14 protein-coding genes are annotated in these 19,489 nt (G+C 69.0%); 3 read left to right on the forward strand and 11 right to left on the reverse strand.

What is annotated here, in order from left to right:
* Position 1: 1 nt before the first annotated feature.
* From YWM_RS0110470 to YWM_RS0110490, 5 genes are all read right to left on the reverse strand, one after another.
* Positions 2 to 649: a hypothetical protein gene (locus YWM_RS0110470; RefSeq protein ID WP_156914731.1), complete on the reverse strand. Its 648-nt coding sequence runs from the start codon at positions 647 to 649 to the stop codon at positions 2 to 4.
* 179 nt (positions 650 to 828) lie between these two features.
* Positions 829 to 1,896 carry a hemolysin family protein gene (locus YWM_RS0110475; protein WP_028850683.1) on the reverse strand — a complete coding sequence of 356 codons (1,068 nt, stop codon included), beginning with the start codon at positions 1,894 to 1,896 and terminating at the stop codon, positions 829 to 831.
* The gene (locus YWM_RS0110480) at positions 1,893 to 3,215 is read right to left on the reverse strand and encodes a hemolysin family protein (RefSeq protein WP_043660496.1); all 1,323 of its coding nucleotides are present in this window, start codon (positions 3,213 to 3,215) and stop codon (positions 1,893 to 1,895) included. Before YWM_RS0110480 ends, YWM_RS0110475 begins: the two co-directional genes overlap by 4 nt.
* Positions 3,216 to 3,435: 220 nt before the next feature.
* Positions 3,436 to 4,011, reverse strand: a complete 576-nt coding sequence (locus tag YWM_RS0110485; RefSeq protein ID WP_028850685.1) for a TetR/AcrR family transcriptional regulator — start codon at positions 4,009 to 4,011, stop codon at positions 3,436 to 3,438.
* Between the two features lie 352 nt (positions 4,012 to 4,363).
* Positions 4,364 to 5,557, reverse strand: coding sequence for a Glu/Leu/Phe/Val dehydrogenase dimerization domain-containing protein (locus YWM_RS0110490; protein ID WP_028850686.1), 1,194 nt, complete (start codon positions 5,555 to 5,557; stop codon positions 4,364 to 4,366).
* Positions 5,558 to 5,806: 249 nt separating this feature from the next.
* Between YWM_RS0110490 and YWM_RS0110495 the strand changes: the two genes are divergently transcribed.
* Complete coding sequence (locus tag YWM_RS0110495) at positions 5,807 to 6,733, forward strand: LysR family transcriptional regulator (protein WP_028850687.1); 927 nt, start codon at positions 5,807 to 5,809, stop codon at positions 6,731 to 6,733.
* A 62-nt stretch (positions 6,734 to 6,795) separates the two neighbouring features.
* Here the strand turns inward: YWM_RS0110495 and YWM_RS25180 are convergent, their stop codons facing one another.
* The 3 genes from YWM_RS25180 to YWM_RS0110510 form a co-directional block, all read right to left on the reverse strand.
* Positions 6,796 to 7,653 carry a hypothetical protein gene (locus YWM_RS25180; RefSeq protein WP_028850688.1) on the reverse strand — a complete coding sequence of 286 codons (858 nt, stop codon included), beginning with the start codon at positions 7,651 to 7,653 and terminating at the stop codon, positions 6,796 to 6,798.
* 20 nt (positions 7,654 to 7,673) lie between these two features.
* Positions 7,674 to 8,582: a L,D-transpeptidase gene (locus YWM_RS23090; RefSeq protein ID WP_052344757.1), complete on the reverse strand. Its 909-nt coding sequence runs from the start codon at positions 8,580 to 8,582 to the stop codon at positions 7,674 to 7,676.
* A 428-nt stretch (positions 8,583 to 9,010) separates the two neighbouring features.
* Complete coding sequence (locus tag YWM_RS0110510; RefSeq protein ID WP_028850689.1) at positions 9,011 to 11,836, reverse strand: aconitate hydratase; 2,826 nt, start codon at positions 11,834 to 11,836, stop codon at positions 9,011 to 9,013.
* 490 nt (positions 11,837 to 12,326) lie between these two features.
* Between YWM_RS0110510 and YWM_RS26850 the strand changes: the two genes are divergently transcribed.
* Positions 12,327 to 13,301 (forward strand): tyrosine-type recombinase/integrase, encoded by a 975-nt coding sequence (locus YWM_RS26850; protein ID WP_028850690.1) that lies wholly within the window; start codon positions 12,327 to 12,329, stop codon positions 13,299 to 13,301.
* 41 nt (positions 13,302 to 13,342) lie between these two features.
* On the opposite strand, the gene YWM_RS0110520 is transcribed toward YWM_RS26850, so the two are convergent.
* Both YWM_RS0110520 and YWM_RS0110525 read right to left on the reverse strand, forming a co-directional pair.
* Positions 13,343 to 15,313 carry a heavy metal translocating P-type ATPase gene (locus tag YWM_RS0110520; RefSeq protein ID WP_015786295.1) on the reverse strand — a complete coding sequence of 657 codons (1,971 nt, stop codon included), beginning with the start codon at positions 15,311 to 15,313 and terminating at the stop codon, positions 13,343 to 13,345.
* Positions 15,310 to 15,708 carry an ArsR/SmtB family transcription factor gene (locus YWM_RS0110525; RefSeq protein WP_028847156.1) on the reverse strand — a complete coding sequence of 133 codons (399 nt, stop codon included), beginning with the start codon at positions 15,706 to 15,708 and terminating at the stop codon, positions 15,310 to 15,312. Before YWM_RS0110525 ends, YWM_RS0110520 begins: the two co-directional genes overlap by 4 nt.
* 44 nt (positions 15,709 to 15,752) lie before the next feature.
* On the opposite strand from YWM_RS0110525, the gene YWM_RS0110530 reads away from it, so the two are divergent.
* Positions 15,753 to 16,373, forward strand: coding sequence for a class I SAM-dependent methyltransferase (locus tag YWM_RS0110530; RefSeq protein ID WP_233520016.1), 621 nt, complete (start codon positions 15,753 to 15,755; stop codon positions 16,371 to 16,373).
* An 18-nt stretch (positions 16,374 to 16,391) separates the two neighbouring features.
* On the opposite strand, the gene YWM_RS0110535 is transcribed toward YWM_RS0110530, so the two are convergent.
* Entirely contained in the window at positions 16,392 to 19,478 is a 3,087-nt protein-coding gene (locus tag YWM_RS0110535; protein WP_028850692.1) for a Tn3 family transposase, read from the reverse strand.
* Positions 19,479 to 19,489: the final 11 nt, after the last annotated feature.

Genomic DNA, 19,489 nt, shown 5'->3' on the forward strand with positions numbered 1-19,489 from the left:
GTCAGCTGCTGAAGCCGGCCTCCTTGAGCACGGAGGCCGGCTCCGGCTCGCGGAGGAAGTCACGGAAGTCCTGCGCGGCCCGCTGTTGGACGGTGTCCACGCCCTCGCCGTCGATGACGATGTAGGGCAGCATGTAGCCCGGTTTGCGGATCAACGGAGTGTCCATCGACGCGATGCGCTTCGGGTTCGACTTGCGCAAGCGGTCACCGGCGTCGGACGACTCGGCGATCCACACCGCAGGCACGGCCAGCACGCTGTTGTCCTGCTGGCTGATGGCGTCGAGCGCTTCGTCCTCATCGGCGCCGTTGATCTCGACCGTGATGCAGTAGCCGTCCACGGCGCGATCCACCGCGTTCCACTTGTCGCCCGCCTGGGCCAGGGATTCTTCCAGCTTCGGCGGTGCGATCACGCGCAGCGTGCGCCTGCCTTCCGGGCACGTGCCACCTTCGGCGTCCGCGCGGCCGCCCAGATTGTCCGAACCCCACACCACGGCGAAGATTCCTGCTCCCACGATGGCCAGTACGGCCAGGACCGCGAACGGCCACTTCGCCACACCCCGGGAAGCGCCGACCGCACGGTGGTAACCCGTATCCTCCGCAGCTCTGCGCCTGCGGGGCGGCTCCGGTTCAGGCTTCGAGTGTCTCCCCATCGTGGCCGATATCCTTCCGCTTCCTCACCGCATCGTCTCGGGTCCGCACACAGGCACATCGGCCATTTCGTGACCGAATCGATGCGCTCTCGGCGCGGAGCTTATCACTCGTATAGCTGACAACTGACGGATCGGCCCGCCACTGCCAGTCATCGTCCGCCCGATTTGCCCCTTGTCGTTCAGGCGTTGCGTGTCGATTGTCCGGATATCACGTGGGTGCCGTCACGCACAGTGCCCACGTATTCCTCGACCACGTCCTCCAGCGTGACGACGCCGACGGCCTGACCGTCCTGCACCACCGCGGCCAGGTGACTGCCTTCCGCCCGCATCGTGGACAGCGCCTGTTCCAGCGACGTGCCGGGCGCCAGCGTGGTCAGCCTGCGCACCTTGTAGCCGGGCACCGGCGTGGTCGGGTGGTCACCGAGCTGGTCCAGCACGTCCTTGACGTGGATGTAGCCGATCACCTCGTCGGATTCACCGATCACCGGGAAGCGGGAGAACCCGGTGCTGGTGACCGCTTGCTCGACGTCGCCGAGCGTGGCTTCCGCGGTCAGCGTCGTGAGGTCCGGCAACGGGACCAGCACGTCCTCGACCGTCTTGTCCACCGAACTGAGCGCTTGGGTCAGCCTGCGGTGCTCGGACTGTTCGAGCAGGCCTTCGCGGCGGGATTCGCTCAGCAGGTTGGCCAGCTCGTGCGAGGTGTACGCGGTCTCCAGCTCTGCCTTCGGCTGCACCTTCACCATGCGCAGCAGCAGGTTGGCCAGCGCGTTGAGCAGCCAGATGAACGGGCGAGTCAGCTTGCCCCACAGCACCAGCGGCGGGACGAGCCACAGGGCCACCCGCTCCGGTTCGGCGATGGCCAGGTTCTTCGGCACCATCTCGCCTGCCAGCACGTGCAGCAGCGTCATGATCGTCAGTGCGACGGTGAACGCGATCGGGTGCAGCACGAAGCTGGGCAGCGCCAGGCCGAACGCGCCGAGCGCCTGCTCGAGCAGGGACGCCACCGCCGGTTCGCCGACCAGCAGCAGCAACAGCGAGCAAATGGTGATGCCCAGCTGGGCACCGGCGAGCATGAGCGACACCTGCTGGCTGGCGCCGACCACGATGCGTGCTCGGGCCTTGCCGTCGGCGAGCATCGCCTCCAGTTTGTCCCGGCGCGACGAGATCAGGCTGAACTCCGCGCCCACGAAGAACGCGTTGGCCAACAGCAGCACGATGATCAGCGGTAGCGCGCCCCACGAACTCATTGCGGCACCGCCTCGTCCAGCGGGCGGATGGCCAGTTCGGCGATCCGGTGCCGGTCCATGCGGGTCACCGTCAGCCGCCAGCCGTCGACGACGACGTCGGCTCCGGGCTCGGGGATGACGCCGAGCAGCGACAGCACCATCCCGGCCACCGTCTCGTAGTCGCCTTCCGGCATGCGGAAGCCGGTGGCTTCCAGCAGTTCGTCCGGGCGCAGCTGTCCGGACACCAGCCAGCTGCCGCTGGCCAGCCGGCGGGACGCCGGGGCCTCACCGCTGTCGTGCTCGTCACGGACGTCGCCGATGATTTCCTCGACGACGTCCTCCAGCGTCACGATGCCCGCGGTGCCGCCGTACTCGTCGACCACGACGGCCAGCTGGAAACTCGAGTCGCGCAGGCGGTTCAGCAGGGCGTCCCCGGGCAGTGATTCGGGCACGGTCGGCACCGGTCGCATCAACGCGCTCGCGCGCATCCGCTGGCGGTCCGCAGCGGGCACGGTGAAGGCCTGCTTGATGTGGATGGCGCCCGCGATGTCGTCGAGATCGTCGCCGACGACCGGGAACCGGGAGAACCCGGTGCGCGCGGAGAGCGTGACCAAGTCCTGCACCGAGCTGTCCTCGCGCAGGAACTCGACCTGGGTGCGCGGGGTCATGAGCTCGTCCGCGGTGCGGTCACCGAAGCGCAGCGAGCGGTCCAGCAGCGTCGCCGTGACGGTGTCCAGGGTGCCGCGTTCGGCGCTGGACTGCACGATCGAGCCGAGCTCCTGCGGGGACCGGGCCGACCGGAGCTCTTCCTGCGGTTCGACCCCGAACTTGCGCACCACCCAGTTGGCGCTGTTGTTCATCGCCCGGATCAGCCAGCCGAACAGCTTGGAGAAGCGCGAGTGGTAGCCGATGACGGCCCGGGCGGTGGACAGCGGACGGGCGATCGCGAGGTTCTTGGGCACCAGCTCGCCGAAGATCATCGACAGCGACGTGGCGATGAGGACGGCCAGCGTGAGCGAGGTGGCCGTGGCCGCGGTGTCGCTCATGCCGAGGCCGGTCAGCAGCGGCCGGATCAACTCACCGATGATCGGTTCGGCGAGAAAACCGCTGATCAGCGTGGTCAGCGTGATCGCGATCTGCGCACCGGACAGTTGGAACGACAGCGACCGATGGGCCGCGAGCAGGGTTTTCGAGCGACGGTCGCCCACCTGCTTGACGTTGGCCTCGACCGCACTGCGCTCCAGCGCGGTGAGCGAGAACTCCGCCGCGACCGCCAGTCCGGTACCGAACGTGAGCAACAGGAACAGCAACAAGCCGGCGACGGTGAGCACTACATCCATCACACGCCGTCCGGGCAGCGAGAACTATGGCATTGGGGCTGGCCGGGATGCGTACCCGGCTCGGTACTGTCACCAGGCGAACGCGACTGATTCACCTTGTCGGTGTCACTCCTCAGAAACGTTGTTCCAGCGCACGGGCGTGCGCCCCACGCTTGCGACCAGGGTACCGGCGGTCGGAGAAGATCGCCGGAACTGTTGACATCTCGTGTCCGCGGTCATGTCAACGCCGTCGACGGCGGGTGGTTTCCTCGACCAGATCGAGTACCGGCTCCAGTCCGGCCGCAGGCATGCCCATCGCCAGCCGGGAGGTCAATCCCTCCAGAACGAGCTCGAGGAACGAGGTCAGCACCTCGATGTCGACGTCGTCACGCAGCTCCCCGGCGGCGAGTTTGCGCCGCAAGCGCTCGCGGGTGGCCTGGGTCAGTTGCTCGGACCGCTCGGCCCACCGGCGACGGAAGTCTTCTTCGGTGCGCAGCCGCCGGGAGACCTCCAGGCGTGTGCCGAGCCAGTCGACCAGCTGCGGCGAGCTGCCCGCGAGAAGGTCACGCATGACCTGGACAAGACCTTGTTCCGCGACGACCTCGGCCATCCGCACGGCGTCGTCCTCGGCCAAGGCCAGGAAGAGGGACTCCTTGTCCTTGAAGTGGTGGAAGATCGCCCCGCGGGACAGCCCGATGGTCTCCTCGAGTCTGCGTACGGTGGCGCCTTCGTAACCGTGCCGAGCGAAGCAGACCCGGGCTCCGTCCAGGATCTGCCGGCGCCGGGCGTCAAGATGATCCTGGCTGACCTTGGGCACACAGAGATCCTGTCATCGGTGATCGCGTAGTGCAATCCGTACGTACGTTCTGTTGGCAATGTCGCGGTTCGGCGGTGGAAGAGTACCGGCCTGCGAACGGCCGAGGCGCGTCGCGGGCAGCCCGAGACGCGATGGGCCGCCGTCGACAGGTGATCGGTCAAGCGGCACGTGTGGCCGCGCGGCAGGCAGGCTCGCTTGTCTGCCGCGGTAGCGTTCGGCGAATGTTTCGCGGCATCTACCCGTGCCGCCGGGGCAGCTCCTCGGCCGCCTGGTCGACGACGGCGCGGGGCAGCTCGCAGGAGACCGTTCGTCCCACGGCGTCAACGGAAGCTCGTGGCAACCGTCCGCAGCGTCACGGAATGGTCAACGCCATGCCGCCCTCGGCCTCGGCGGCGAGCCGCTCGGCCCGGTTCCGCTCCGCGAGCTCGATCGCGGTGACCCGCGGCGGCACCTTGCCTGCCTCCCACTCGTTCATCAGCATCGCCACGCGTGAGCGCATCTCGGTGCGCAGCTTGATGAACGAGTCCGCGGGTTCGGCGCCGACCTCACCCATCAGCAGCCACCACGCCCATGCGGCCGCGCCGGAGTTGGCGACGAAGTCGGGCACGATCGGAATGCCGCGCTCCACCAGCTTCGCGTCGGCTTCGGGGGTGGTGGCCGCGTTGGCCGCCTCCACGATGGCCGACGCCACGACCTCGTCGGCGTTGTCGGCGTTGAGTGCGTACGACACGGCCGCGGGCACCAGGATGTCGGCGTTGATGCCGACGATGGCCTCGCGCGGCAGTCGCTGCACCGACGAGGGGACCCCTGACCGGTCGATCTCGCCGAACCGGTCGCGCAGGTCGAGCAGGTGTGGGATGTCCAGTCCGTTCGGGTCGTGGAGCGTGCCCGCTGCGTCGGCCACTGCCACGATCTTCACGCCCGCTTCGTGCAGGTACCAAGCGGCGCCACCACCCATGGTCCCGATGCCCTGCACCGCAACCGTGGTCTCTGACTCCTCCCAGCCCCACGCGTTGGCCACGCCGAGGCAGGCCTGCGCGACGCCGTACCCGCCGATCACGTCACCCAGCAGCTGACCACCTGGGACCGGCGCGTTCAGCCCGGCGTGCACCCGCTGCAGGGTGCGCTCCGGGTTCGGCGAACGGCGGATCGCAGCGTGGTAGGACTGCTCCAGACCGAGCTTGGCGAACACCTCGTCGATGAGCGACTGTGGGACGCCGAGGTCCTCGGCCGTCACCCAGCTGTTGTCCAGCCACGGCCGCATCGCGGTGACGAAACGCTCCAGCACACCGCGCGCCTGCGGGTCCTTCGGGTCGCAGTCGATGCCGCCCTTGGCGCCGCCGACCGGCAGGTTGAACGTCGCGGTCTTCAGCGCCATGCCGTAGGCCAGGTCGGCGACCTCGGACTCGGTGCAGCCGGCCCGCATACGGGTGCCTCCGGTGGCGATCCCGGAGACGAGGGTGTGCACGACCAGATAACCATTCTTGCCCGTCACCGGGTCGGTCCAGGTCACCCGAACCAGTGGGGCGCTCCGCGCTGCGGTCATGCCAACACCTCCGAACCTCGTCGCCGCTACCGTCACCCGTTCGACCGCTCGATCACGCGCGCACGACAGCCACCGGCACCGGGTCGCCTGGCCCCGTGCCGGTGTTGCATGATCGAGTGGTGAGGCGGAGATGCTCATCCCGCCGTACCGTCAGGGTCAGCCCTCGACTGTCGTCACGTCCAGTTACGAGTGCTGCACGCCGATGTTTAGGGTTTGTTTACGCGTGGCGCAGGGACGAAGGTGGCGGGTATGGAGTTGTCGTTGCACCGCCTGCGGATGTTGCGTGAGCTCAACCGAAGGGGAACCGTCACCGCCGCGGCAAGCGCCCTGCATTACACCGCGTCCGCCGTGTCGCAGCAGCTCGCGCAGTTGGAGCGGGACGTCGGTGCTCGGCTGTTCGAGCGGGTCGGGCGCCGGGTGCAACTGACCGAGCTCGGCAAGCTGCTGGCCGAGCATGCCGAGGAGATCTTGGAATCCGTCGAACGGGCGACCTTGGCGCTGGAGGAGGCGCAGGAGGCACGTACCGTCACGCTGCGTGCGGGGGTTTTCGCCACCATGGCGGCGGGCCTGCTGCCCGGAGCGCTGGACCTGTTGGCGCAGCGTCAGCCCGGGATTCGTGTTCGCACCAAGCAGCTCGCGCCCGAGCTGAGCGCCCAGGCGGTGAAAGACGGCGAGGTCGACATCGCGTTCACGGTGAACTACGCGGATGCCCCGACGCCGTGGGACGCCAACCTGCTCGGCGCACCGGTGGCCGTCGAGCGGCTGCACGTGGCGGCGCCGGTGGGCGTCCTCGGCGGAAAGGAAGGCGGGCCGATCGCGTTGTCGGACCTCGCCGAGCACCCGTGGATCATGGCCGGACCGCGTAGTCACTTCGGGCGCGCCGTGCGCGCGGCGTGCCTGCGCAACGGGTTCCAGCTGCGAGTCACGCACGAGGTGGAGGAGCAGTCCACCGCGATGGCGATGGCCGCTGCCGGCCTGGGCATCACGCTGGTGTCGGACCTCGGGCTGGCCTTGGCTCCGCCGGGCATGGAAGCGCTGCCGCTGACCACCCCGATCACCCGAACGATCTCGTTGGCCTACCGCAGTACGGCCGCTCGACGCCCGGCACTGCAGATGGTCATCGACGTCGTGCGGGCCGCCGCGGCCGACCTCGGTTTGAGCGCGGCGGGGGAGTAGCACACGGGCCCTCCCACCGTGTGGGGTGGGAGGGCCCGCGTTCGCTCGCCGGCAGGAACGCGTCAGCCGGTCACGGGCAAGCCGGTGGTCACCGGGGCCGGCTTGGTGGCGGTCGGCGTGTCGTCCTCACCGTCGTCGGCGGCGGTCACACCGCACGTGGCGTTGCCGAGCTTGAGGACCTGAGTGCCGTCCAGCAGGTCCAGCTCCAGGCCGGTGACGCTGAACGAGCCGTCGTCTTCGTTGGCTTCCTGCTTGTTGACGGTCAGCTGCAGCAGCGGGTTCTTCGGCAGACCGATGTTCTCCGGAGCCTCCGGCAGGTCGATCTTCTGGCCGAGCAGCTTGACGTCGGCGATCTTCAGGCCGCCTTCGTCGCCGTCGCAGTAGACCTCGACCAGGCCCAGCTCCAGCACCGACTGCTTGCCCTTGATGACGTCGCAGAGCCGCTTCGGGTTGAGCGCCTCGGTGACCTTGTTGAGAAGGTCCGTCAGCGGGTTCTTCGGCAGTTGCAGCTTGGCCTCCGGCGCGACGTTGTCGCATTGCTCGCCGAGCTTGCCGCGGAAGTCGTCGAGAGCCTTGTCCAGGTCCTTCAAGCTCCCCGGAAGCTGGACGTCGACCGGCAGCAGGCTGACGTCCGCCAGCTTCACCGAGGCCTTGTCGTCACCTGCGGAGACCTTGGCCACCGCCGCGTTCAGCAGCGGGTTCTCCGGCAGCTCGACGAGCGAGTCGGTCTTGGTCTCGCCGTCGCTGGACTCCACGTACGGGAGCGGTTCGATCTCCAAAACGCCTTCGGCGGCGACGCCATAGGCCGACGAGGTGCTGGTCTCGGCGAAGCCGACAGTCGTGCCCGCCACGAGGGCGACGACCGCGGTGGCCGCCCCCAGGGTGGCAGCGCCGGCGGCGGCGATCGCACGTCGTTTCATGGATTTCGTCTCCTTATCGATTACTTGTCGTCCACCAGCACGAGCGTGCCGAGTGGCACATCTTGAAGTTGTTGCAGCGCGTCCTTGGGCACCCGGATGCATCCGTGGCTGGTCGCGGTGCCGATGACGTCGTCGGTGGGCCAGGTGTGGATCGCCACGGTTCCTGGTCCGCCGCCGAAGGTGTCGAGCGTGTCGCTGTGCGCTCCCAGCGGCAGGATCACGGGGGAGTAGTCCTGTTTGGGGTCGACCATCGAGCCGAGCAGGAACGTGCGGCCGGCCGGGGTCGGGGTCTCCGGGGCGCCGATGCCGATGTCCCACTCGCCGATCACCTCGGGCTGCCTGCCGCGCTTGTCGGCCTTCCACAGCTCCATGCGCATCGACTTCAGATGCACGGTGATCAGGTAGGGCGTGTAGTTGCGCTCCACCTGGTTCGCGCGCAGCCACCCGGTCGAGCCGTTCGGCTTGGAGGGCAGCAGGACCTGCACCCACCCGTCCTGCTCGGCGATCATCGGCAGCCAGGTGTCGCCGATCTGCTTCGGGCCGATCTTGCCGATCGCCTTGCCGTTCGGCCGCTGGTGGATCGTGATCATCGAGCGCGGGTGCACGATGATGCCTTCGGTTCGCGCCTGCGGGTCCGGGTCCGGCGTGGTGTCGGTCAGACGGGTGTGAGTGGTCGATTCGATCAGCCCGGTCGCTTTCTTGGCGGCCGGTGCCGGCTTGCGCTCTTTGGGGGCCTCTGACGGCTTGTCCTCGTCCGCGGCGACCGGAAGCGACGGAGCTTCCTCGGGCGTATCGGACGGCGTGGACAGCCACATCACGCCGACGACGCCCAGCACCACCACCAGCACACCCGCCAGGGCGGAGAGCAGGTTGGCGCGAAACGACGTCGGACGCTTCGACTTCTGGGGAGAAGACGCGTGCTTGGCCATCGGTTCCTTGTTCGTGGTGTCGGGAGGCGATCACCCGACGGGATGTCGCGGTGATCGTCCGGGAGACCGTCTCGTATGGGACAAACGCCGCAAACGGGAGAAGGTCACGGACAAAACGGATCTTATGGGCCGCAACCGAGTGTGAACATTCGGGTACACCACGCGATCAGGACGATCGGCGTCACACTGACTACGGGCGTTGTCGCAGGTCAGGACACGTCGGAGTGACCCCCGACCGGGGCGGATCCGTCATCCGAGCCGGGGACGAACGCGGCACGAATCGGTGACCGGGGCGCAAACTTCACTCATAAGTGTGAGTTCCGGGGCCACAAAAGAGGCTCGCCCGGCACCCTTGCGGGGCGCGGGCGAGCCGGAAAGAAAAGACTCGCCCGGCATCCTTGGGCGCCGGGCGAGTCGGAGAACTCTGATCAGTTCTGCAGCATCTTGCGCAGCACGTACTGCAGGATGCCGCCGTTGCGGTAGTAGTCGGCCTCACCAGGCGTGTCGATCCGCACCACCGCGTCGAACTCGACCTTCTCGCCGGAGTCCTTGGTCGCGGTGACGTGCACCGTCCGCGGCGTCCGGCCCTCGTTGAGTTCGGTGAGCCCCGAGATGTCGTACGTCTCGGTGCCGTCCAGACCGAGGGATTCCGCCGACTCGCCCTCCGGGAACTGCAGCGGAACGACACCCATGCCGATCAGGTTCGACCGGTGGATCCGCTCGAACGACTCGCAGATCACCGCGCGCACGCCGAGCAGCGCGGTGCCCTTGGCCGCCCAGTCACGCGACGACCCGGAGCCGTATTCCTTGCCGCCGAGGACGACCAGCGGGATGTTCTTCTTCGCGTAGTTCTGCGCGGCGTCGTAGATGAAGGTCTGCGGGTGGCCCTCCTGCGTGAAGTCGAGCGTGTAGCCGCCCTGCGGGCCGTTGCCGCTCGGGTCCAGCAGCAGGTTGCGCAGCCGGATGTTGGCGAACGTGCCGCGGATCATCACTTCGTGGTTACCGCGCCGGGAGCCGTAGGAGTTGAAGTCCTTGCGCTCGATGCCGTGCTCGATCAGGTACTGCCCGGCGGGCGAGTCCTGCTTGATGGCACCCGCGGGGGAGATGTGGTCGGTCGTCACCGAGTCGCCCAGCTTGACCAGCACGCGGGCGCCGGAGATGTCCTGCACCGGCTCCGGCTCCAGCGTCATGCCGTCGAAGTACGGCGGCTTGCGCACGTAGGTCGACTCCGGGTCCCACTCGAACGTCTTGCCGGTCGGCGTGGGCAGCGACTTCCACCGCTCGCCGCCGTCGAAGACGTCCGCGTAGTCCTTGGTGAACATCTCCTTGGTGATCGACGAGTCGATGGTCTGCTGGATCTCCTGCGGGCTCGGCCAGATGTCGCGCAGGTAGACCTCGTTGCCGTCGCTGTCGGTGCCCAGCGGCTGGTTGTCGAAGTCGAAGTCCATCGTCCCGGCCAGCGCGTAGGCGATCACCAGCGGCGGCGAGGCCAGGTAGTTCATCTTCACGTCCGGGTTGATCCGGCCCTCGAAGTTGCGGTTACCGGACAGCACCGAGACCACCGACAGGTCGTTCTCCTGCACCGCGGCGGAGATCTCCTCGGGCAACGGGCCCGAGTTGCCGATGCACGTGGTGCAGCCGTAGCCGACCAGGTGGAAGCCCAGCTTCTCCAGGTACGGCCACAGACCCGCCTTCTCGTAGTAGTTGCTCACCACCTGCGAGCCGGGCGCCATCGAGGTCTTCACCCACGGCTTGACCGACAGGCCCTTCTCCACCGCGTTGCGCGCCAGCAGGGCGGCACCGAGCATCACCGACGGGTTCGAGGTGTTGGTGCACGACGTGATCGAGGCGATCACCACCGCGCCGTGGTCGAGTTCGAACTCGCCCCGCTCCTCGGAGGTGACCTTCACCGGCTGGGACACCCTGCCCTGCGCACCGTTGGCCGCGGACTGCACCTTCGGCGCGGGCTCACCGTCGCTCGCGGTGCCGGGCGCGATCGGGTCGCTGGCCGGGAACGACTCCTCGGAGGCCTCGTCCATCGACGTGTGCGGGGTCTCGGCGCCGTTGGTGACGTAGTCACGCAGCGCCGACCGGAACGCCGACTTCGCCTCGCTGAGCACGATGCGGTCCTGCGGGCGCTTCGGGCCCGCGATCGACGGCACCACGGTGGACAGGTCGAGCTCGATGTACTCGGAGAACTCCGGCTCGCGGCTCGGGTCGTGCCACAGGCCCTGCTCCTTGGCGTAGGCCTCGACCAGCGCGATCTGCTCGTCGGAGCGGCCGGTCAGCTTCAGGTACCTGATCGTCTCGTCGTCGATCGGGAAGATCGCCGCGGTCGAGCCGAACTCCGGGCTCATGTTGCCGATCGTGGCGCGGTTGGCCAGCGGCACCTCGCTGACGCTCTCGCCGTAGAACTCGACGAACTTGCCGACCACGCCGTGCTGGCGCAGCATCTGCGTGATCGTCAGCACCACGTCGGTGGCGGTCACGCCGGGCGGGATCTCACCGGTGAGCTTGAAGCCGACCACGCGCGGGATCAGCATCGACACCGGCTGGCCGAGCATGGCGGCCTCCGCCTCGATGCCGCCGACGCCCCAGCCGAGCACGCCGAGGCCGTTGACCATCGTGGTGTGCGAATCGGTGCCGACGCACGAGTCGGGGTAGGCCTGGCCGTTGCGGGCCATCACGGTGCGGGCCAGGTACTCCAGGTTGACCTGGTGCACGATGCCGGTGCCGGGCGGGACGACCTTGAACTCGTCGAACGCGCCCTGGCCCCAGCGCAGGAACTGGTAGCGCTCCCGGTTGCGCTCGTACTCGATCTCCACGTTGCGTTCGAAGGCGTCCGGGCGACCGAACACGTCGATGATCACCGAGTGGTCGATGACCAGCTCCGCGGGCGCCAGCGGGTTGACCTTGTCCGGGTCGCCGCCCAGCTCGGCCACCGCCTCGCGCATCGTGGCCAGGTCGACCACGCACGGCACACCGGTGAAGTCCTGCATGATCACGCGAGCCGGGGTGAACTGGATCTCCACCGACGGGTCGGCCTTGGCGTCCCAGTTGCCCAGCGCGCGGATGTGGTCGGCGGTGATGTTGGCGCCGTCCTCGGTGCGCAGCAGGGCTTCCAGCAGGATCTTGAGGCTGTACGGCAGACGCTCGGAGCCCTCGACCTTGTCCAGGCGGAAGATCTCGTAGGAATCTTCGCCGACCCGGAGTGTGTCACGGGCGCCGAAGCTGTCGATGCTGGACGGGGTCACAGGATTCTCGGTGCTCACGGGCGCTCTCCGTTGCGATCTCGCGTGGCGGGTAGGTGCGTTCGGGTGGTGCGAGTCTCTCGCACCCGTGCCGGGGCGGCCACCTGGGGGGAGCACCCCGACACCGCAAACAGTACACCCGTACTGTTTAGGCTTCAACAGCACCCGGCAGCGCGTCGCGCATTCGCAGTTGATCACGGTGACCCGTGCACGACGGCGGCGCCTGCCGGCCTGACTTTCCGGGTTCCCCGGACGACGGTGTGCTACTCCACGCCCCGGCATATCGGGGTTTGAGGAACATCGGAACGGAAACTGGCGCTAAGCCCTCGTCGTCCCTGGTCGCTGATCAACGCGACGCCGGCTTCGGCAGGTTCGTGAACTCATGCCGCAGATAACGGCCTATTATCTGCGGCATCGCTGATCATGTCCTGCGGGAACATCCCCGCGGCGGCGCGTGAGGCGGCCCTGTTATCTGCGGCAAGGGAGAACGCGGGTGTCCACCGTCGTCGCGCTGCCGACGAACCCCTCGGCGCTGACCATCGGTCGGGCGGCCGAGCTGTTCCTCGACTCGCTGGGCAACCCGAACACGTTCCGTGCCTACGGGGCCGGGGTGGGCAAGACCGCCGACCGGTTGGGCGAGCGCCGGCCGCTGGCGGCGGTGGCCGATGACGAGGTCGGTGAGGCGCTGGAACTGCTGTGGGGCGGCGCGGCGGTCAACACGTGGAACGCCCGCCGCGCCGCGGTGTTGTCGTGGTTGGCTTGGTGCCGGGAACGTGGCCACGATGCTCCGAGCGTTCCGGGGTGGACCAAGCGGATGACGGTGCCGGACTCGCAAACCCCAGTCCGGTCTCGCCTGGCGATCGACCGGCTGATCGCACACCGGGAGGTGGGCCTGCGGGAGAAGACGCTGTACCGGATGCTCTACGAGAGCGCCGCGCGCGCCGAGGAGAGCCTCGGCATCAACATCGAGGATCTCGACCTGGCCGGGCGCCGCTGCCCGGTCAAGGCCAAGGGTGCGGCCCGGGCCCGTCGGCGGGGCCAGGGGCGCGCGGATTTCATGTTAGAGACCGTCTACTGGGATGCCGGCACCGCCCGGTTGTTGCCGCGCCTGCTCAAGGGCCGCAGCCGGGGCCCGGTGTTTGTCACTCACCGCCACCCCGGCCCGTGCAAGGTCCTCAGCCCCCGTGATGTGTGTCCGGACAGCGGGCTGGCCCGGCTGTCCTACGGGCAGGCCCGTGCTCTGCTGGATGCCCACACCGCACTCCAGGGACCAGGAACGGGCTGGGACCTGCACGAGCTCCGCCACTCCGCGTTGACGCACCTCGGCGAGGCCGGAGCGAGCCTGTTGCTGCTGATGGCGAAGTCCCGGCATAGGAAGCCGGAGAACCTGCGCCGGTACTTCAAACCCTCCGACCAGGCGCTCGCCGAGATCACCAGCCTGTTGGCGCCCGGCGACAGCCGACGGTAGGGGCCGCCGGGCCGCCCCTACCGTCGGGGTTTCGCTGCGGGTTACGCCGAGGCCCCCACTGTCGCGGGCCGCTCCGCCACAGGCTTGCCGCCGGGCAGTGTGGGCAGCGGCTTGGCGCGGCCGGCGCGCACCCCGTTGGCGATGACCACGACCTCGGCCACCTCGTGCACCAGCACCACCGCGGCCAGGCCGAGGACGCCGAACAGCGCCAGCGGCATCAAAGCGATGATCAACCCGAGGGAGAGTCCGACGTTTTGCAGCATGATCCGTCGGGCGCGGCGGGCGTGGTCGAGGGTGTGGGGCAGGTGCCGCAGGTCTTCGCCCATGAGGGCGACGTCGGCGGTTTCGATCGCGACGTCGGTGCCCATGGCGCCCATGGCGATGCCCAGGTCGGCGGTGGCCAGGGCGGGGGCGTCGTTGACACCGTCACCGACCATCGCCATCGATCGCCGGTCGCCCAGTTCGCTGATGATGCGGGCCTTGTCCTCCGGGCGGAGTTCGGCGTGCACGGTGTCGATACCGGCTTCGGCGGCCAGGGCGGTGGCGGTGGCGTGGTTGTCGCCGGTGAGCATGGCGACGTGGTAGCCGCCGGAGCACAGCCGGGTGATGACCTCGGCGGCTTCGGGGCGCAGTTCGTCGCGCACGGCGATCGCGCCGATCACGCGGCCGTCGTCCTCGACGAGCACGGCGGTGGACCCGGCCTGCTGCATGCGCTGCACCTCGGCGGCCAGCGGCCCGGCTTCCAGCCAGCCGGGGCGGCCCAGCCGCACCGGGCGGCCGTCGAGCTGGCCGGTCAGCCCGGCGCCGGTGACCGCCTCCACGTCGGCCGCGGGGGTGATCGTCTCGCCGTCGACGGCGGCGAGGATCGCGCGGGCCAGGGGGTGTTCGCTGCGGGCCTCCAACGCTGCGGCCAGCTCGAGCACCCGCTCGCGCGGGGTCCCGTCGGTGGTGGCGACGTCGACCACGGCGGGCTGGTTGCGGGTCAGGGTGCCGGTCTTGTCCAGCGCCACCCCCCGCACGCGGCCGAGGGCCTCCAGCGCGGCGCCGCCCTTGACCAGCACACCGTGCTTGCTCGCGGCACCGATGGCGGCGACGACGGTGACGGGGATGGAGATCGCCAGCGCGCAGGGTGAGGCGGCCACGAGCACGACCAGGGCGCGTTCGATCCAGGTGGTCGGGTCGCCGAGGAGGCTGCCGATTCCGGCGATGAGCGCGGCGGCGATCATGACGCCGGGCACCAGGGGTTTGGCGATGCGGTCGGCCAGGCGCTGGCTGGCGCCCTTGCGGGACTGCTCGGCCTCCACGATCCGCACGATCCGCGCTAGTGAGTTGTCCTCGGAGGTCGTGGTGACCTCGACCTCCAGCACCCCGGTGCCGTTGATCGACCCGGCGAACACCTCACTGCCGGGGCCCGCTTCGACCGGCACGGACTCGCCGGTGATCGCGGAGACGTCCAGCGCGGTGCGGCCGGTGCGGATCACGCCGTCGGTGGCGATGCGCTCCCCGGGCTTGACCAGCATCCGGTCCCCGACCCGCAACTCGGACGGGGCCACCACGGTCTCGCTGCCGTTGCGCAGCACCGTGGTTTCCTCGGGGACCAGGGACAGCAGCGCCCGCAGCCCGCGGCGGGTGCGGGCCAGGGAGTATTCCTCCAGGCCCTCGCTGATGGAGTAGAGGAAGGCCAGCATCGCGGCCTCGCCGACCTCACCCAGGATCACCGCGCCGACCGCGGCGATGGTCATCAGGGTGCCGACCCCGATCTTGCCCTGGGCCAGTCGCTTCAGCGTGGAGGGCACGAAGGTGTAGGCCCCGGCGACCAAGGCCAGCGCCTTCAGGGCCAGCGCCAGTGTGGAGCCCGCCCCGGCCCACTCCACCGCGTATCCGGCCAGCAGCAGCACCCCGGCGATCGCGGCGAAGCGCAGTTCGCTGACCTGCCAGAGCCGTTCCGGCTCGCGCTCTTCTTCCTCGCCGGTGCGGGGCTCGTCGCTGCCGCAGCCGCAGGCGTCGCTCACCGCACGACCTCCCCGTTCTCGGTATCACCGGTGGTGTCGGTGCCGTAGGTCGGGCACAGCGCCACCGCGTTGCCGGTCGCGGCCAGCAGCGTCTCAGCCGAGGCCAGCAGGTCCATCAGCTCCGGGCGGGCCAGGCTGTAGAACACCTGCCGCCCCTGCGGGCGCCCCACGACCAGCCCGCAGTCCCGCAGGCACGCCACGTGCGCCGACACCGTCGACTGCGCTAGCCCCAGCTCGGCGATCAGATCGGCGACCCGGGCCTCCCCGCCGGCCAGGCGCTGCACGATCGCCAACCGCGTGGCGTCCGACAGGCTGTGAAACAACGCCACAGCCGGATCCAGGTTCGCGCCCGGCGGGCTCGACGCCAGGCACCCCTCCATGCTATTCATCGTCATAACCCGATAATAGCAAGATGGGACGATGCAATCGAGGTGTTGTGATGTTGATGAACCGGGTCGAGACCGCGCTGGTCAACTCCCCGCCCCGGCGGTGGTTGCAGCGCTACTACGAGGTGCCGTGGATGCGCCGGCTCGGCGGGCCGCTGCCACCCGGGGCGCGGGTGCTGGAGCTGGGCTGCGGGCCGGGCTACGGCACCCAGCTGATCCTGGACCGTTTCGGCGCCGGCCACGTCGACGCGATCGACCTGGACCCCGCGATGATCACCCGGGCCCGGCGGCGCCTGACCCGCCGCTACGGCCAGCGGGTCCGCCTCGCCCAGGGCAGCGCCACCGACCTGCACACCACGCTGGGCGAGCCCCTCTCCCGCTACGACGCGGTGTTCGACTTCGCGATCATCCACCACATCCCCCATTGGCCCGACGCCCTGGCCGAGATCGCCCGCGTCCTCACCCCGGGCGGGCGGTTCTACTTCGACGAAGTCACCGCCCTGGCCCTGGCCACCCCTACCTACCGGCTGCTGTTCGACCACCCGGCCGAGAACCGCTTCACCGCCGAGGAATTCCTCTCCGAGCTGGCACGCCACCATCTCGTCGTCGACCAGCAGTACCTGACCCGCCGCCGCGGCCGGTACGTGCTCGGGGTGGCCACCTACCGGCCCTAAGCCACCCCGAGCGGGGTGTCACCGTTCGTTGTCCTCGTCGGGCTCGGACGGATCACGCAGCGGCCGCAGGCCCTGGGCCAGATCGGCGGGGAGCAGGAACGAATACCGGCCGAGCATGTTGATGTGGTGGCGTACGAACGGCGAGAGCCGGGCCGCGTCTTCGTCGTGGACTTCGTAGCCGCCGGCACGGAGTTCGGTGATGGCGGCATCCAGGTAGCGGGTGGTGAACAGCACGATCGCGTTGAGGACGAGGCCCAGGGCGCCGAGTTGGTCTTCCATGCCTTCGTAGTAGCGCTGGCGTAGTTCGCCGCGCTGGCCGTGGAAGATCCGCCGGGCCAAGGCGTGGCGGCCTTCCTGGAGGTTGGCCTGGGCTTTGATGTCGCGGCGGTAGCCGGTGTCGTCGACCATCCGCAGCACGTGCAGCGTCTTGTGGATCCGGCCGTAGTGCGCGATCGCCTCACCCAACGGGGTGGGGTGGCCGTCGCGGGACAGCATCCGGATCACGTCGTGAGCGCGGACGGCACCGGTGTGGATCGAGGCGACCACGCGCAGGATGTCCTCCCAGTGCCGCCGGATCCGGTCGAGATCAATGCGGCCGCGAGCCGCTGTGGTGAAGGGCCCGTAGTCGGCGCGGGTGTCGATGCGCCACAGCTTCTGATCGGGCAGGTCGGCCAACTGCGGGGCGTAGGTGTACCCGGCGAGAGTGAGCAGCCCGAAGACGATGTCGGAGTAGGAGGCGGTGTCAGTGACGATCATCTGCGGTTTCTGCCCGCCGTCGCGGTCATACAGCACGTCCAGCACGTGCAGGGAGTCGCGTGGGGTGCCCGCCACGACCTTCCCGGCGAGCCCGGCGGCCTGATCGTTGACCATGTTCAGCCAGGTCGCGCCCCGTTTCTGGCCCCAGTAGTGCGGGTTGTGGCGGGCATTGATGGTCTGCACCGGCACGACGAACCGCATCCCGTCGACACTGGCCACGTGCCCGCCGCCCCACACCTGAGCAAGGCCGATGCGGGCCTGGTGCTCGATCAGGAAGGTGTTGGCGGCTTTGAGGGTGTCCATCCGCAGGTAGGTCGCGTCCACGTGCGCCAGACGATCCCGCGTCAACGCCGGCACGCTGTGCTTGATCACTGGAGTCCAGCCGATGTTGCAGGACTCGGACACCAGTAGCGCGGCGATGGTGATGTGCAGGTCGGCCAGGCGGGCTTCGCCGCCGGTGATCGAGGTGAACGCCTGGTCGGCGCCGGTCCAGGAGAAGACCTCCAGCAACACCTCCGGAAGGTCGACGCGGGGCAGCATCCGGTTGGTCAGCGCCCGCAGGTTGGCCAGGCTCGGCGGCTCCGCCTCCGCTGGCAGCGCTGAGAGGTGCAGGCGGCCGTCCTCGTCGAAGCGCACCGCGGTGTTCTCCGGCAGTCCCGCTGTGACTTCGCGGAAGGTGGCGTCCAACAGCTCGGCGCACTCGTCGAGGTGCTCGTTCGGGTCGGGTGGCAGTCCGAGACTGGACAGCACCACCGGCTTCGCGGTGGTCCACGCACTGCCGGCGAGGAGCTTGGCGCGCGGGTCGCCCCACTTACTGGAGTTGACCGCGAAGATGTCCCGACGCCGCAAACAGCGGTGGAACTGCTCCAGCACACAGAAGGTGTAAGCCCGCCAATCGATCGTCCCTGGCTCCAGCTCCGGGGCGTGCAGCACCAACCTGCGCCACGAGCCGATCAGCAGCTGCTCGTCGATCTCGGAGCGGGCGACCTTGTTGCGGCCGCCGCCCCACAACCGAGGCAGATCCCGCAACGCCGCCAGCACCTGACGCCCTTCGGGCGCGGCGCCGAAGCGGATCACCTCACACAACAACGGCAGGAACGGCCGCACCGTGACGAACCGCTTCACCAACTCCGCCCGCCACGCCTCATCCGCATCCGAGTCCAGCGGCCCCGCGAGCTCCACCACCGCGACCAGAGCCTCGGCCAGCTCGGCGCGGGGCACCACGGCCTCGATCTCGGCCCACACCTGCGCCAAACTGACCGGCTCGATGGTGTCGCCGTCGTCGGCGGCCTGCTCGGCCAGGCCATCGTGCGCGCCGGTCACCTCCAGCAACACCCCCAGCGCGGCCGCAAGCTTCGCCGACGCCTTGCCCAGCTTGGGCAGGGTGCGCAGCTTCTCCTTGGCCGATTCCCGCTCCGCCCGCGCCAGCAGCTTCGAGGCGATCAGCACATCCAGCAGATCCAGGGCGTCATCGACTGCCCGAGTTTGCAGGTAGACCACCGTGGCCAACAGCGTCGCCGCCCGCCGGGAATCACCGTGACGACGCAGCGAACTGGTCTTGCCCTGCACCCCATACCGCGACAACTCCGCCAACCGGCGCGGCGGCACCACCTCAGTGTCCACCTCGACGAACCCCAACCCGAGGATCTCCGACGCGCGCTGAAGGGCATCGACCATCGCCGGACCCGACACCCGCACCGGCGGCCGCCGCAGCGTGTCCAACCGCGAATTCCGGTGCCCCTCCGGCACCTCCAACAACCCATCCAGCGCGGCGCGCTGCTCGTCGTCAAGCAGATCACACAGCGTCTCCCACAACCGCCGGTTCGCCGCCTCTCGCCGGGCGGCGACCAGCCGGACCAGCCGGGTCACGCCTGGCAGCAGCACCTTGCGCTCTCGCAGCCATGAGACCGCGACGTCGAACAGCGCCTTCGGCCCGTCTCCGGTGGTCCAGGCGCGGGCCTCGATCCACTCGCCGAGCTCGTTCTCCACCACCGAAAACTCGTGCCAGCCACCGGCCTGGCGCAGCTCCCAGACGTGCTCGAAGCGGGTCTTCTCCCGCTCGCCGTAGGACTTCACGCACGACGAGTCCACGATTCCGAGCTGCTCGGCGAGATAGTCGACCAGCTCGACCGGCACGTCCAGCGGGTCATCGAGGAACGCCCCGACGTTGCGCACCGTCACGAGCTGGAGCGCGAACCCGAGCTTGTTGTAATCGCGCCGCTTGGCCTCCACCAGGCCCCGGTCGACGTCGTCGAGGAAAAAGAACCGCTCCAACTCTGCCCGCGACAACACCTCGGGCAACCGGCCGTAGGCCGCAGCCTGCTCATCGGACAGGAACTCAACTGGCAACTCACTGGCCT

It is taken from the genome of Thermocrispum municipale DSM 44069 (assembly GCF_000427825.1).
In the GTDB taxonomy this organism is placed as follows: domain Bacteria; phylum Actinomycetota; class Actinomycetes; order Mycobacteriales; family Pseudonocardiaceae; genus Thermocrispum; species Thermocrispum municipale.

Bases quoted from the DNA above. Each gene is read 5' to 3' on its own strand.
- YWM_RS0110470 (WP_156914731.1), bottom strand. From the start codon at position 649: ATGGGGAGACACTCGAAGCCTGAACCGGAGCCGCCCCGCAGGCGCAGA.
- YWM_RS0110475 (WP_028850683.1), bottom strand. From the start codon at position 1,896: ATGAGTTCGTGGGGCGCGCTACCGCTGATCATCGTGCTGCTGTTGGCC.
- YWM_RS0110480 (WP_043660496.1), bottom strand. From the start codon at position 3,215: ATGGATGTAGTGCTCACCGTCGCCGGCTTGTTGCTGTTCCTGTTGCTC.
- YWM_RS0110490 (WP_028850686.1), bottom strand. From the start codon at position 5,557: ATGACCGCAGCGCGGAGCGCCCCACTGGTTCGGGTGACCTGGACCGAC.
- YWM_RS0110495 (WP_028850687.1), top strand. From the start codon at position 5,807: ATGGAGTTGTCGTTGCACCGCCTGCGGATGTTGCGTGAGCTCAACCGA.
- YWM_RS25180 (WP_028850688.1), bottom strand. From the start codon at position 7,653: ATGAAACGACGTGCGATCGCCGCCGCCGGCGCTGCCACCCTGGGGGCG.
- YWM_RS23090 (WP_052344757.1), bottom strand. From the start codon at position 8,582: ATGGCCAAGCACGCGTCTTCTCCCCAGAAGTCGAAGCGTCCGACGTCG.
- YWM_RS0110525 (WP_028847156.1), bottom strand. From the start codon at position 15,708: ATGACGATGAATAGCATGGAGGGGTGCCTGGCGTCGAGCCCGCCGGGC.
- YWM_RS0110530 (WP_233520016.1), top strand. From the start codon at position 15,753: ATGTTGATGAACCGGGTCGAGACCGCGCTGGTCAACTCCCCGCCCCGG.